Source organism: Citrobacter sp. Cpo090, assembly GCF_030332665.1.
Taxonomy (GTDB): Bacteria; Pseudomonadota; Gammaproteobacteria; order Enterobacterales; family Enterobacteriaceae; genus Citrobacter; species Citrobacter portucalensis.
Genome location: NZ_JAOWHK010000029.1, coordinates 35,779 through 50,000 on the forward strand (window position 1 = coordinate 35,779; position 14,222 = coordinate 50,000).

At 50.4% G+C, this 14,222-nt stretch carries 11 protein-coding genes; 3 read left to right on the forward strand and 8 right to left on the reverse strand.

The features are described from left to right. Nucleotides 1–59: 59 nt before the first annotated feature. A complete protein-coding gene (adiA, locus tag OGY83_RS12740; RefSeq protein ID WP_123269153.1) occupies nt 60–2,327 on the reverse strand; it encodes an arginine decarboxylase in 2,268 nt (755 codons plus the stop codon). 237 nt (nt 2,328–2,564) lie between these two features. Then, the gene (gene melR / locus OGY83_RS12745; protein WP_003826756.1) at nt 2,565–3,497 is read right to left on the reverse strand and encodes a transcriptional regulator MelR; all 933 of its coding nucleotides are present in this window, start codon (nt 3,495–3,497) and stop codon (nt 2,565–2,567) included. A gap of 269 nt (nt 3,498–3,766) precedes the next feature. Here melR and melA point away from each other — a divergent pair, with 269 nt between their 5' ends. From melA to OGY83_RS12760, 3 genes are all read left to right on the forward strand, one after another. Continuing rightward, the gene (gene melA, locus OGY83_RS12750; protein ID WP_008786970.1) at nt 3,767–5,122 is read left to right on the forward strand and encodes an alpha-galactosidase; all 1,356 of its coding nucleotides are present in this window, start codon (nt 3,767–3,769) and stop codon (nt 5,120–5,122) included. A gap of 92 nt (nt 5,123–5,214) precedes the next feature. Further along, entirely contained in the window at nt 5,215–6,645 is a 1,431-nt protein-coding gene (gene melB, locus OGY83_RS12755) for a melibiose:sodium transporter MelB (RefSeq protein ID WP_032934134.1), read from the forward strand. A 2-nt stretch (nt 6,646–6,647) separates the two neighbouring features. Then, complete coding sequence (locus OGY83_RS12760) at nt 6,648–6,902, forward strand: SemiSWEET transporter (protein WP_079939016.1); 255 nt, start codon at nt 6,648–6,650, stop codon at nt 6,900–6,902. 20 nt (nt 6,903–6,922) lie between these two features. Here the strand turns inward: OGY83_RS12760 and OGY83_RS12765 are convergent, their stop codons facing one another. The 6 genes from OGY83_RS12765 to OGY83_RS12790 form a co-directional block, all read right to left on the reverse strand. Next, nucleotides 6,923–7,546: a DUF2238 domain-containing protein gene (locus OGY83_RS12765; protein ID WP_079939017.1), complete on the reverse strand. Its 624-nt coding sequence runs from the start codon at nt 7,544–7,546 to the stop codon at nt 6,923–6,925. 147 nt (nt 7,547–7,693) lie between these two features. Continuing rightward, the gene (gene fumA, locus OGY83_RS12770) at nt 7,694–9,340 is read right to left on the reverse strand and encodes a class I fumarate hydratase FumA (protein ID WP_008786974.1); all 1,647 of its coding nucleotides are present in this window, start codon (nt 9,338–9,340) and stop codon (nt 7,694–7,696) included. 96 nt (nt 9,341–9,436) lie between these two features. Then, the gene (gene dcuB / locus OGY83_RS12775) at nt 9,437–10,777 is read right to left on the reverse strand and encodes an anaerobic C4-dicarboxylate transporter DcuB (RefSeq protein ID WP_003031873.1); all 1,341 of its coding nucleotides are present in this window, start codon (nt 10,775–10,777) and stop codon (nt 9,437–9,439) included. Nucleotides 10,778–10,895: 118 nt separating this feature from the next. Continuing rightward, complete coding sequence (locus tag OGY83_RS12780) at nt 10,896–11,198, reverse strand: hypothetical protein (protein WP_191213523.1); 303 nt, start codon at nt 11,196–11,198, stop codon at nt 10,896–10,898. A gap of 296 nt (nt 11,199–11,494) precedes the next feature. After that, nucleotides 11,495–12,214, reverse strand: coding sequence for a two-component system response regulator DcuR (gene dcuR / locus OGY83_RS12785; RefSeq protein ID WP_079939018.1), 720 nt, complete (start codon nt 12,212–12,214; stop codon nt 11,495–11,497). Next, on the reverse strand, nt 12,211–13,842 hold the full coding sequence (locus tag OGY83_RS12790) for a sensor histidine kinase (protein WP_286636002.1): 1,632 nt from the start codon (nt 13,840–13,842) through the stop codon (nt 12,211–12,213). The genes dcuR and OGY83_RS12790 overlap by 4 nt, the downstream gene beginning before the upstream one ends. Between the last annotated feature and the right edge of the window lie 380 nt (nt 13,843–14,222).

Below are 14,222 nucleotides of genomic sequence, written 5' to 3' on the forward strand. Positions count from 1 at the left end.
CAGGAATTACTCAAGCATGACATGTCTACCTTAAACATCGGACTATCTATAAAACGACATTATGCTTTCACGCACATAACGTGGTACACACCGTCAATAATTTCCGTTCCTTCGGTTTCATGTTCAAATCCAGGGAAGTGGTGGTCCCAGGACTGCAACGAACGTAGATAACTAATCTGCGGGCTATTGGCGTCGCCAAAGTTTTCCCCGGACAGCAGCATCGGAATTCCTGGTGGGTAAGGAATAACGGAATTCGCGGCTATACGACCCGGCAGATTTTCAATGGCCACCATCTCAACGTTATCGCTGACGATCGCGTTATAGGCTTCACGCGGGGTGATTTCAGCAGCAGGCAGGCCGGAGTAGGCCGCGTTAAGACGTGCGCCAGGGTTGTTCTCTTTCAGCCAGGCAAACATGGTGTCGCCCAGATCGTGAATGCCCATGTTGGCGTAAGTGTCTGGATGTTCCTCAACCAGTTCTGGCATCACCTGTGCCAGCGGGGTATTGGCATCGTAATGGTGTTTGAAAGAGCACAGCGTGTTGATCAGTGTGCCCCATTTCCCGCGGGTAATCCCCATGGAGAACAGGAACATAATCTGGAAATCGGTGGTACGGGTCGGCACGATGCCGTGGCGGCCAAGCCAGGCGGTGACCAGTGCGGCCGGTACGCCGTTCTCTTCCAGTTCACCATCGTCGCCCATCCCCGGTGCCAGAATGCTGACTTTGATCGGGTCCAGCATGCTCCAGTTATCCGGCAGGTCTTTAAATCCGTGCCAGGATTCACCCGGGCGCATTACCCAGCAGTTCTGGTCGGTGGTCAGAAGTTGGGTTGGCGCATCGGCAAAGTCATAGGTTTTGCCGGTCTGCGGATCGGTTACCACTTCTTTGTTCCACGGTTTGAAGAACCAGTCGCCTTCGGCGGTGAATTCTTTATACAACCGTGCCATGGCCTGACGGAAATCGACCGCTTCGTCGATCACTTCCTGGGTGAGTGACAGGCCGCTGTTGCCGTCCATCATGGAGACCGCCACATCGTTTGAGGCGCAGATAGCATACAGCGGAGAAGTGGTGGCGTGCATCATGTACGCCTGGTTAAAGCGGGAGAAGTTCACGGCCCCGCGACCTTCACGAACGTGAATGTAAGATGCCTGAGAAAGCGCATTCAGCAGTTTGTGGGTCGAGTGGGTGGCAAAAACGGTAGGACCGTTATGATCGCCCGGTGCGCCACGCATGGCGTAGTGATCCGCATAAATTGGGTTGAAGCGGGCATAGCCGTACCAGGCCTCATCGAAGTGGATGCGATCGCTGGTTTGCGCGAGCAGGTCCTGGGCCTCTTTGGCGTTGTAGCAAACACCGTCGTAGGTACAGTTGGTCACAACGCTGTAAGACGGTTTTTGCCCGGCTTTGCCTTTGGTCAGCGGGCTTTCGCTGATCTTTTTCTGCAATGTCTCAGGCTGCATTTCCTGCGGGTAGATAGGCCCGATAATGCCGTACCGGTTGCGGCTTGGCACCATGTACACCGGTTTTGCCCCAGTGAGGATCAGCCCCTGTTCGATGGATTTATGGCAGTTACGATCCAGAACTACGACGTCGTTGTCGGTCATACAGGCCTGCATGATGGTGCGGTTAGAGCCGGAAGTCCCGACCACTACGGACCAGGAACGGTCAGCGCCAAACACGCGGGCGGCATATTTTTCGCTCTCACCAAACGCGCCGGTATGATCCAGCAGCGAGCCAAGGGATGCGCGTTCAATACCCATGTCGCTACGGAATAAGTTTTCACCGTAGTAATCATGGTAGAAACGACCGGCTGGCGTTTTGGTGAATCCGACGCCGCCCTGGTGACCCGGAGCTGCCCAGGAGTATTCATGGATGTCGCCGTACTTCATCAGCGCACTGAACAGTGGCGGCAGAAGTTGTTGGCGGTAGCGGGTCATCGCCGCAACGGCGCGACCGGCGATAAAGTCTGCGGTGTCTTCCAGAATCCAGGCGAATTCATCGACAAGCTCCAGCAGGTCGCGATCCAACGATGCGGTGGCTTTTTCGCGATCGCCCAGCAGGAAAACAGGAACGTTTTGCTGGCGCTCGTGGAGCTTGCCGATCAATTGCCTGACGTTCAGGTGTTCGTCTTGTTGTTCCATTTGATAGCTGAACATCAGGCAATCAATGGCTTCATTGGCGGCGAGGATTGCGTAACCATCGTCGAATGAGGTGGACTTAATGACAGTAACATTTTGGCGGCTTAATGCGTCAGCCAGACGTTCGACAGCGCTACCGACCCAGGTGTCCTGATGCAGAAACTCACTTTCAACAATTAATACTTTCATCATCTTTTACCCGGTTGTGGAAAGGTTGCAATCTATGAATTGCAGACACACCGTATGAATGTGACGCAGGCAAGTATTATCCTGTCAAAATGGGCTGTAAAGCGGGTGAAAAATAGTCTGTTTTGTATTTAATTTGTTTTTAAACAGAGGGTTATGTTTTCTTGTTGGCGGTTTTTTACCGCCGTTTATCGACAGGGGGAATATTTTTTTGGCTGATACTGATATTGCCGAATGATATTAACCAGCGATTGTTTGCCGATGCTGCTGGCTTAGTTTGCGGTACTGCTGCGGCGACATGCCGACAAACTTGCTGAAGGTGTCATAAAAACGGCTGCTGGATCGGAATCCGGCGGTCAACGCAACGTCGAGAATGGTTTTATCGGTATCGCTAAGCAATGCGCGGACGTGATTGATCCGCATTGCCGTGATGTACTGCTTCAGGGTGAGTTGCATTACGCGTTGGAAAATCCCCATCGCGTAGTTGGCGTTGAGCTTCACGTGCTCCGCGACGTCGTTGATGGTGAGCGCCTGATCGTAGTTATCGGCAATAAAGCTCAGCATTTGGCTGACGTAAAACTGGGCGTGCCGCGACACGCTGTTTTTGTGGGTTCGCGAGGTTTTATTGACGAGTATAGGCTGCCAGCCGGAAAGGCTAAATCGCTTGAGCATCAGACCAATTTCATCAATGGCGAGCTGGCGAATTTGTTCGTTCGGGTTGCTCAGTTCCTGTTGCCAGCGCTGAACCTCAAAGGTGCTCAACTGCTGCGATGCCAGCGATTTGATGACCATTCCATGGGTAACATGGTTGATCAGCTCGCGATCCAGCGGCCAGGAGAGGAAAAGGTGCATCGGTAAATTGAAGATAGCCATACTTTGGCAACTGCCCGGACGCGTGAGTTGATGCGGTGTACAGGCCCAGAATAGCGTGATGTGTCCCTGTTTTATCTGCACGACTTCATTGTTGATAAGATACTCGACGTCACCATCAAACGGGACATTGATCTCCACCTGCCCATGCCAGTGGCTGGCAGGCATAGCATGCGGTGAGCGCAACTCGATATCCATCCGTTGATATTCTGAGTACAGCGATAGCGGGCTGCGAGTTTGTTCTTCATCGCTACTGCACATGTGCGGATCGGGAGGAAGAGGCGATGTCGGTAATGTACTCATGGTTGCTCCATTTCCTGAATTATCAGAATCATGTCATTTAACACGTATTAAGGCTGAGAATCAGGACACAAATTGGACCGTTACCATTGAGCATAGCGACATTTTGCGACCGCATACTCTGCTTTTTGGGTAATTTTGTCCCATAAACTCAGATCCAATAGGGCGCAGAGTGATGATCTGAGTTTATGGGAATGCTCAGCAGGGAAGTCGGAGGTTTTCATCTATGCGCTGTGCCACCATGACTGTGTTCACTAATGTTCTGGAGAGTCATGATGTCTGCACCCAAAATTACCTTTATCGGCGCCGGTTCCACGATTTTCGTCAAAAATATTCTTGGGGACGTCTTTCACCGCGATGCGCTTAAATCTGCGCATATCGCCTTGATGGATCTCGATCCTACGCGTCTGGAAGAGTCACACGTTGTTGTACGCAAGTTGATGGATTCTGCGGGCGCGTCCGGGCGTATCACCTGCTATACCGATCAAAAAGCGGCATTGCAGGATGCCGATTTTGTGGTGGTCGCTTTCCAGATCGGCGGCTATGAACCCTGTACCGTCACCGATTTTACGGTGTGTAAACGCCATGGTCTGGAGCAGACGATTGCCGACACGCTGGGGCCGGGCGGCATCATGCGCGCGCTGCGCACCATCCCACATTTATGGCAGATTTGTGAGGATATGACCGAAGTCTGTCCGCAGGCCACAATGCTTAACTACGTTAACCCGATGGCAATGAACACCTGGGCAATGTATGCGCGCTATCCGCATATTAAGCAGGTTGGGTTGTGTCATTCGGTGCAGGGGACGGCGGAGGAGTTGGCCCGCGATCTGAACATCGATCCTGCTTCTTTGCGCTATCGCAGTGCCGGGATCAACCATATGGCGTTTTATCTGGAGCTGGAGCGCAAAACGGCGGACGGTGCCTATGTGAACCTCTACCCGGAGCTGCTGGCGGCCTATGAATCCGGTCAGGCGCCGAAACCCAATATTCACGGAAATACCCGTTGCCAGAACATTGTGCGCTATGAAATGTTCAAAAAATTGGGGTATTTCGTCACCGAATCGTCGGAGCACTTCGCTGAATATACGCCGTGGTTTATCAAGCCGGGGCGTGAAGATCTGATTGAGCGCTATAAGGTGCCATTGGATGAATATCCGAAACGTTGTGTGGAGCAGTTGGCGAACTGGAAAAAAGAACTGGAAGAGTACAAAACGGCTGAGCGGATCGACATTAAACCGTCGCGTGAATATGCCAGCACTATCATGAACGCCATCTGGACCGGTGAACCGAGCGTCGTGTATGGCAACGTTCGCAATGACAATCTGATCGATAACCTGCCGCAAGGCTGCTGCGTCGAAGTCGCTTGTCTGGTCGATGCGAATGGTATTCAGCCAACGAAAGTCGGGACTCTTCCGTCACATTTGGCGGCCATGATGCAAACCAATATCAATGTTCAGACCCTGCTAACGGAAGCCATCCTGACGGAGAATCGCGATCGCGTTTATCACGCGGCGATGATGGATCCGCATACCGCCGCGGTACTGGGGATTGAAGAGATTTATGCGCTGGTGGACGACCTGATCGCGTCTCACGGCGACTGGCTGCCGGCCTGGCTGCACCGTTAATACACAATCACGCCGGGCAGTGCATCCGGCGTTTAACCTCTGACGTTTCCTCTTACAGAAGGCGGGCGCTGGTAACAGCGACCCGATACCCTATGAGCATCTCTCTGACAACAAAACTCAGTTATGGATTTGGAGCGTTTGGTAAGGATTTCGCCATCGGTATTGTGTACATGTACCTGATGTATTACTACACCGACGTGGTGGGATTATCGGTGGGGCTGGTCGGAACGTTGTTTCTGGCGGCAAGGATCTGGGATGCGGTAAACGATCCCATTATGGGCTGGATTGTGAACGCCACCCGATCGCGCTGGGGAAAATTTAAACCCTGGATCTTACTTGGTACGCTGGCGAACTCATTGGTGCTGTTTTTGCTTTTTAGCGCACATCTTTTTGAGGGTACTGCGCAGGTCGTATTTGTTTGCGTGACGTATATATTATGGGGAATGACCTACACCATTATGGATATTCCATTCTGGTCACTGGTGCCAACCATTACACTGGATAAACGCGAGCGTGAACAACTGGTGCCGTATCCGCGTTTCTTCGCCAGCCTTGCCGGGTTTGTTACCGCAGGCGTGACGCTACCTTTTGTGAGCTATGTTGGCGGAGCCGATCGTGGTTTTGGTTTTCAGATGTTTACGCTGATTCTCATCGCGTTCTTTATCGTTTCCACCGTTGTGACGCTACGGAATGTGCATGAGGTTTTTTCGTCAGATAGTGAGGCCACGGCAGACAGCAGTCGTCTTGGGTTGAAAGCGATCGTTGGGCTCATTTATAAAAATGACCAGCTAACCTGCCTGTTAGGTATGGCACTGGCTTACAATATTGCATCCAATATCATTGCTGGCTTTGCCATTTACTATTTTACCTACGTGATTGGTGATGCAAGTCTCTTCCCGTACTACATGTCTTACGCAGGTGCGGCAAACCTGCTGACGCTGATTTTCTTTCCTCGGTTGGTAAGCGCGTTGTCACGACGGATCTTGTGGGCTGGGGCATCGGTGCTGCCGGTGCTTAGCTGTAGCGTACTACTGGTGATGGCGCTGGCAGATTTCCATAATATCTTACTGATTGTTATTGCTGGTGTTTTACTAAATATTGGATCTGCGCTTTTCTGGGTGTTGCAGGTTATTATGGTGGCGGATACCGTTGATTACGGCGAATACAAACTTAATGTTCGTTGTGAAAGTATCGCTTATTCGGTGCAGACAATGGTGGTAAAAGGCGGGTCAGCATTTGCCGCTTTCTTTATCGCGTTGATACTCGGGGTGATTAATTACGCGCCGAATGTCGCGCAGTCTGCCGAAACCATCGTTGGCATGCAGTTTATTATGATAGCGCTACCCGCACTCTTTTTCGTGGTGACCTTAGTCCTGTATTTCCGCTTTTATCGACTGAATGGCGACACCCTGCGCAGGATCCAGATCCATTTACTGGATAAGTATCGCAAGGTGCCGCAGCACCATGAGCAACCGGATATCCCGGCTATTGCGGTAGTGGCTCCAGGCGATGTGAAGGCGTAGCGATGGAATGGCATTCGTGGATTGGGTATATGGCGGCTAGCCTGACGACGCTCTCTTTCTTACCGCAAGCCATTAAGGTTATTACCACCCGCAACACGCAAGGCATCTCCGGTTTGATGTATGTGATGTTTGTGTGCGGGCTGGTTTTGTGGCTGATTTACGGATTATTGATTGAAGATACTGCCGTCAGCATGGCGAACTTTCTGACACTGTTGTTCGCCTTGCCGATTCTGGTTATCAAGTATCGCAGTAGGTAGCGTAGATTGCCGGAAAAGCGTTAGCGCTCTCCGGCCGTTTTCAACTGCCGATTGTGCCAGCCCGCCAGTGCGAGGACCGTTGTTAATGCGCCGAGCAGGGCACAGAACATGTCCGACTGGGTATCCCACGGGTCACCCTGCGTGCCAAGGAAATCATCCGCACCTTGTCCCATTGCCAGCGCCGCCCACCATTCTATTAGTTCATACATTGCGCTAATCGCCAGTGCTACGCAGCAGACCAAAAATGCCAGCATCTTACGACCACGGACAATATTGCCGCGTACTAAAATCTCTCTTGCCGTCAGGGCTGGTACCAGTCCCTGGAAGAAGTGGCCCAGCTTGTCATAGGGGTTACGACTGAGATCCAACCATTCCTGCACCTGAAAACCAATGGGAACTTTGGCGTAGGTATACATCCCGCCAACCATCAGAATAATGGCGTGCAAGAAAATCAACGTGTAAAGCAGCGGCGTCAATGGGTACCGCTTCATGGTTGCCAACAACAGCGGGACGACAATAATGACTGGCGTGACTTCCATCAGCCAGGTGATTTTCTCAGTAGCACAGATACCGGTGTAGATAAGGATTAGCACCAGGATCAGTGCGCCAAAGTACAAGATTGTGGGGTTCAGTGTGCGAAGCATTGTGAATTCACAAGTAATGGAAAAGATTACTATTCCCTGTGAACGGCAAAAATTCAACGCCAGTAAATGGGGGGATAAAGTTGGCCCGGGGGGATCACTGGACTGACGCCAAAAATCTGATGTCAGTCCAGTGCCGGGCCGAATGGGTTACTTCGCGCAGTTAGCGCATTGTTTGCTGACGATTTGCTGGAAGAAATCGTTGCCTTTGTCATCGACCAGGATGAAAGCCGGGAAATCTTCTACTTCGATTTTCCAGATAGCTTCCATACCCAGTTCCGGGTATTCCACGCATTCCAGATGTTTAATGCTCTGCTGCGCCAGTACCGCTGCCGGACCACCGATGCTGCCTAAGTAGAAGCCACCGTGTTTGTGGCAGGCATCAGTCACCTGCTGGCTACGGTTGCCTTTTGCCAGCATGATCATGCTGCCGCCGTGAGACTGCAACAGGTCAACGTAGGAGTCCATACGACCTGCGGTGGTTGGGCCTAAAGAACCGGACGGATAGCCTGCAGGCGTTTTGGCCGGACCCGCGTAGTAGATCGGATGATCTTTCACGTACTGCGGCAGACCTTCGCCGGACTCAATACGTTCTTTTAACTTCGCGTGGGCAATGTCACGACCAACAATGATAGTACCGCTCAGTGACAGACGAGTAGAAACCGGGTACTGAGATAGCTGGGCGAGGATCTCTTTCATCGGGCGGTTGAGGTCAACTTTAACCACTTCACCTTCGCCCGCCTGGCGCAGAGATTCCGGAATGTACTGACCTGGGTTATGTTCCAGTTTTTCGATCCAGATCCCTTCGCGGTTAATCTTGGCTTTAATATTACGGTCTGCTGAGCAAGAAACGCCCATTCCAACCGGGCAGGATGCGCCGTGGCGAGGCAGGCGGATCACGCGGATATCATGTGCGAAGTATTTCCCGCCAAACTGAGCGCCAAGGCCGAGTTTTTGCGCTTCTTCCAGCAGTTCCTGTTCCAGTTGCAGATCGCGGAACGCCTGGCCGTGAGCATTGCCTTCAGTCGGCAGCGCATCATAGTAGTGCGTGCTTGCCAGCTTCACTGTTTTAAGGGTACTTTCCGCTGACGTGCCGCCAATGACGAATGCGATGTGGTACGGCGGGCAAGCTGCGGTACCCAGCGTGCGCATTTTCTCAACCAGGAAGTTTTTCAGTTTGCCGGGAGTCAGCAACGCTTTGGTTTCTTGATACAGATAGGTTTTGTTGGCTGAACCGCCGCCTTTGGCCACGCACAGGAATTTGTATTCGTCACCGTCCACGCTGTACAGATCGATCTGTGCGGGCAGGTTGGTGCCGGTATTCACTTCTTTGTACATATCCAGCGCCGCGTTTTGCGAGTAGCGCAGGTTATCTTCAATATAGGTATTAAATACGCCTTTGGAGAGCGCAGCTTCATCGCCGCCACCCGTCCATACGCGCTGACCTTTTTTACCCATGATGATTGCCGTACCGGTGTCCTGGCAGGTTGGCAACACGCCTTTGGCGGCGATTTCGGAGTTTCTCAGGAACTGCAGCGCCACGTACTTATCGTTTTCGCTGGCTTCGGGATCATGGAGAATTGAGGCGACTTGCTGTTGGTGTTCTGGGCGGAGCATGAAGGAGGCATCGTGGAAGGCTTGCTGGGCCAGTAGCGTAAGTGCTTCAGGGGCTACTTTCAGGATTGTTTCGCCTTCAAACTCGCCGACGCTGACGTGATCGGATGTCAGCAGGTAGTACTCAGTTTTGTCTTCCCCCAGTGGGAAAGCCGCCTGGTAAGTGAATTCAACTTTTGACATTTGCTTCCAGCCTTTTCATTTTTCTCAGGAATTTTAAAATTCTCTGTGTCTTCATGGTGGCGTGCCGTACCAACGTGGACGGCACGCGAACTGTGATTACAGGAAACCGTACATTGCGGCGAAGATCCAACCAAAGACACAGGATACGCTTACGCCGATCAAGCCAGGCAGAATGAAGCTGTGGTTGATAACGAAGCGGCCGATGTGGGTGGTGCCGGAACGGTCAAACTGGATAGCAGCCAGATCGCTCGGGTAGGTCGGCAGAATGTAGTAACCGTAACATGCCGGAGCAGAAGCCACGATGTACGCTGGATCAACCCCGATTGCCAGCGCGACCGGAACAATCGCTGCCAGCGCCGCTGCCTGGGAGTTTACAAATTTGGATACCAGCAGCAGAACAATTGCATAGGCCCACGGATACTCTTTCACCATATTGCCCAGCACACCTTCGATTTCCGTCATGTGCGCGCCGAACATTGTTTCGGCCATCCAGGCAATACCGTACACCGCCACAATCGCGATCATACCGGAACGGAAGACTTCGTTTTTAGATATTGAAGCGGGATTGGTCTTCGTCAGGATAATAATCAGCGCACCGGTCAGCAGCATGAACATCTGGATAACCAGCACCATTGACAGCGGTTTGCCACTAAAGGTTGGACGCAGCTCAGAGAACGCGCCAAGCACGGCAACAACGGCGATAGCGGCCAGGAAGATCCACATGGCCAGCCAGTTGCTTTTTGGCAGCTTTTTGTCTAACAGCGTGGCGGTATCGCCATACACATAGTTGTGGTTTTCAGGTACGGAAATGAACTTCTGGAACTCTTCATCTTTATCCAGATCCTTACCACGGAACCAGCTGAAGATACCGATCGCCAGGATACCCAGCAGGGTAGATGGGATGGTGATGCTGAGCAGGTCGAGGAATTCGAGATGCTTGCCTTCAAACGTTACGTTACCCAGCATTGCCACCAGTGACACAACGGCTACAGAAACCGGGCTGGCGATAATCCCCATCTGTGCACCGATAGAACTCGCCGCCATCGGACGTTCCGGGCGAATATTGTTCTTAATGGCAACGTCATAAATGATTGGCAGGATGGTGTATACCACGTGGCCTGTACCGCAGAGAATCGTCAGGGTGCAGGTAACGAACGGGGCGACGATGGAAACGTATTTTGGGTTGCGGCGCAGCAGCTTTTCAGCGATTTGCAGCATAACGTCAAGGCCGCCGGAGGCTTGTAAGGTTGCCGATGCGGCCACCACGGCAATAATAACCAGCATTACATCTACAGGTGGTTTACCCGGCTGGAGATGGAAAACGAAAACCAGAATGACCAGGCCGATACCGCCTAATAAACCCAGTGCGATACCGCCCTTTCTGGCACCATAAAACAAACATATTAATATTATGAGAAGTTGTATACTAAATAACATTTTATTTACCCTCGCGAAAAACCCAGTCAATTTTTTGAAAAATGGATCTGTGCCACATTCTTTTTTGCCAGAATAAGCATCAAAAAATGGTCAGTATTCGATATGTCCGTATTTGCGATTAATGTTCAAATGTCTTGCTAGAATGTTTTTTTAAAGTTACGGCGATATTTTGTTTTTTTCTGTGGCTTTGATCAGAGGAGAGAATCCTCAGGCGATGGGAAGCAGAGCTGAACATGGAGAGCCGCGGTTGACGCTGTAATTTATCTGTTTTGCGTTTTCCGCTATTACGTGCATCACCGACAGAATGAGTGAGTGGGTTATTAATGTGATCGCGCTCACGCCATGTCATGATGTGATGAGGTTGGCGTGCGGATACTTTTATTTGCTCACAAAAATGTACGGTGTCCATGGTACGTAGCATGGTCTCCATTGCTACCAGTCTAGATTTTGTATGTCTGCTTAATTTCAGACTAATCCTTTATGGGTAAAAATACACACTCTGTGAGTCAGATAATACTTAATTAACTTTTGTTAGCGATTTTGAAATTAAAAACAGTGTGACGTTAATCAATATTAAAATAATACATTTAACATGCTGGATACAAATATATTTGATCTAACGCAAATTTATAATTTTGCAGTGCTAGCTGGTTAAATAGGGATTTTTCATTATTTTAATAATTGTTACTTTCAAATAACAAATAATCCCAAGTGTATTTATTGGCAATATTGTTTAAGCAATGAGTAGTGTTCAGCCTGCACGCGATAACGATAAACAGGTCTGCCGGTCACGCCATAATGGATGCTGGTAAATAAGATGTGACAATTGACGAGCCAGATAAGGTATTTACGGCAAGAGACGCGCGAGATATTGACCTCGTTGGCCAGTTCATCCGTGGAGAACTCCTGATCCTGGTGCTCATCAATCCACTGGCACAGCGTGCGTAACGTTTGCGGCGTTAACCCTTTGGGTAAGCGCCGCGTTTCCTGTTCATTGGAGGAGCTACCGTGAATCAACTGGTCAAGCTCAGACTGTTCATAGTACTGATGCTTTTCCATCTCGTTTTTCTTGTGCAGCCAGCCGGTGAGCGCCTCTTCAAAACGGGATGCCTGAAAAGGTTTGATCAGGTAATCAACTACACCATAGTGGAGGGAGTCTTTGATGGTGGTCGCGTCAGCGGCGGAAGAGATAACAATGACATCACACTTGCAACCTTCACTGTGTAGAACCGGTAGCAGGTCCAGACCGTTTTCTTTTTGCATATAAATATCAAGCAAAATCAGATCGATATGATGACCACTATGAAATATTATCTCTTTTGCTTTCTCCAGCGTGGAGGCTGTGCCGCAGCAGTGAAAACCGGAGAGTTGCGCGACATAACGGCGGTTTAATTCCGCTACCATTGCATCGTCATCGACAATTAAGACATTGATCATCTGCTGGCCCTCTCACCATTCCACGGTAACTGTACAAAAAATTGGGTGAAGATCCCTGGTTCAGACTCGACGGAAATATTGCCGCCAACGTTTTCAACCTGTTGTTTAACAAGCGCTAAACCAACGCCCCGTTCGGTTCCTTTTGACGAAACGCCCTTCTCAAAGATGTGCTCAATGTGTTCGGGGGCGATCCCCGGACCATCGTCATTCACTTCGCAATGCAACCAGCCGTGTCGATAATGCAAGGATACGCTGATCTCACCACCAGGTTCTTGACCTAGCGCCTCCAGGGCGTTTTCAATCAGATTTCCCAGAACGGTAATCAGCACCGCCACCTGATCTTCGTTGCTATTTTCCGGCAACTGGCTTTCATTGCTGATCACCAGACTATGGCCTAAATCAGATGTGCGATTAATCTTACTGAGTAAAAATCCTGCGATCACCGGAGATTTTATTTTTCCTAACAGTGAGCCAATCTCTTCCTGATAATTGTTCGCGGTCTTCAGGATATAATTTTCAAGCTGCTTATAACTTTTCAGATGCAATAATCCCAGAATCACGTGCAATTTATTCATGAATTCGTGGGATCGTTCACGAAGTGCATCGGCATAGTTGACCATACCGTCCAGGCGTTGCATTAGCTTTCGGACTTCAGTCTTATCTCTGAAGGTTGAAATGGCGCCGATGATTTTACCGTTGCTGAGTACCGGGACCGTGTTAATTAAGAGTAGCCGATCCTTCACCATGATCTCTTCATCGCGGCGCGGCGTTCCGTCATGTAGTACCTGTGAAAAATCGACCACCTGTGACCACGCATGGCTGAGTGTGGAGAGCTGGGCATCATCTTGCGATTTGTGATAATCCAGCAGCTCCTGCGCCGCTTGGTTAATCAGCGTCACCTCACCGCATTCGTCAACGGCAATGACACCTTCCTTTATAGAGTGCAGCATCGCCTGGCGTTGTTCGAACAGATTAGAGATTTCATAAGGTTCCAGGCCAAACAGAATGCGCTTGAGGACTTTGACAAATACCCATGTACCGAGCAGTCCAACCAACACGCCAAATAAGATGGACCAGATGATGCTGCCGCGGCTGTTATTGATCTGCTCAGTCACCCGGCTTAGCTCAAGGCCGATTGACACCACACCAATCTGCCGATGATGTTCGTCATAGATAGGAGTAAATACACGTAGAGCTTTAGCCAGAAATCCACGATTAATGGCGACATTCTCTTTACCTTGCAGGGCCAGCAATATGTCATCGCCTTTAAATGGCTGGCCGATTCGCTGCGCTTCGGGATGGGAGTAACGAATGCTTTGCATATCAGTGACGACGATGAACAAAAAGTCGTTGCTCTTATTCACCGCCTGGGCAATCTCCTGAATGCCGCTTTCCTCTGGTTTTTTCATGAGCCCCAGGCGGATCTCCGGAGAGTTGGCCAGCGTTCGCGCGACCGCAAGCGCTTTACTCGCTAATGCATCGCGTGTCATGTTGCTGATCTGCGAGAAATAAATCAGATGAACGACAAGCAGCACGGAGAAGAGTACTGCACTAACCATGAGGATCACGGTGGTGCCAAGCTTCATCGGGCGTTTGCGTATAGCTGTACGTTGCAGGGAGTATCTCATCACAGTCCTGAAATCACGGTTTGTGCGGGTATTATTGCCTGATGGGGTCCGTAATTCAAAGGTGGTAGGGATTATGGCGCTTCAGTTGTCGGTCCTTCTTCTTTATATAGCGTAGAGTGAATTTCTTTCTATATAGAGATTTTCATACCGGTTCTCTCCCTTTTCAGGGGCGCTGACAGATAATTTCCTTATGATTGTGGATAACTCTGTGTGTAAATGGGTATAAGGCGGGGTTTTGCTGTGGAATGCAGCAGTCAGTCATTTTTCTGTCATTTAAGGGTTGCGGGCCACAGGAAACTCCCTATAATGCGCCTCCATCGACACGGCGGATGTGAATCACTTCACACAAACAGCCGGTTCGGTTGAAGAGAAAAACCTGA

What these genes read in the sequence shown, in the direction of transcription:
- melR (WP_003826756.1), bottom strand. Translation starts at nt 3,497, where the DNA reads ATGAGTACATTACCGACATCGCCTCTTCCTCCCGATCCGCACATGTGC.
- melA (WP_008786970.1), top strand. Translation starts at nt 3,767, where the DNA reads ATGATGTCTGCACCCAAAATTACCTTTATCGGCGCCGGTTCCACGATT.
- adiA (WP_123269153.1), bottom strand. Translation starts at nt 2,327, where the DNA reads ATGAAAGTATTAATTGTTGAAAGTGAGTTTCTGCATCAGGACACCTGG.
- dcuB (WP_003031873.1), bottom strand. Translation starts at nt 10,777, where the DNA reads ATGTTATTTAGTATACAACTTCTCATAATATTAATATGTTTGTTTTAT.
- OGY83_RS12790 (WP_286636002.1), bottom strand. Translation starts at nt 13,842, where the DNA reads ATGAGATACTCCCTGCAACGTACAGCTATACGCAAACGCCCGATGAAG.
- fumA (WP_008786974.1), bottom strand. Translation starts at nt 9,340, where the DNA reads ATGTCAAAAGTTGAATTCACTTACCAGGCGGCTTTCCCACTGGGGGAA.
- OGY83_RS12760 (WP_079939016.1), top strand. Translation starts at nt 6,648, where the DNA reads ATGGAATGGCATTCGTGGATTGGGTATATGGCGGCTAGCCTGACGACG.
- OGY83_RS12765 (WP_079939017.1), bottom strand. Translation starts at nt 7,546, where the DNA reads ATGCTTCGCACACTGAACCCCACAATCTTGTACTTTGGCGCACTGATC.
- dcuR (WP_079939018.1), bottom strand. Translation starts at nt 12,214, where the DNA reads ATGATCAATGTCTTAATTGTCGATGACGATGCAATGGTAGCGGAATTA.
- OGY83_RS12780 (WP_191213523.1), bottom strand. Translation starts at nt 11,198, where the DNA reads ATGCTACGTACCATGGACACCGTACATTTTTGTGAGCAAATAAAAGTA.
- melB (WP_032934134.1), top strand. Translation starts at nt 5,215, where the DNA reads ATGAGCATCTCTCTGACAACAAAACTCAGTTATGGATTTGGAGCGTTT.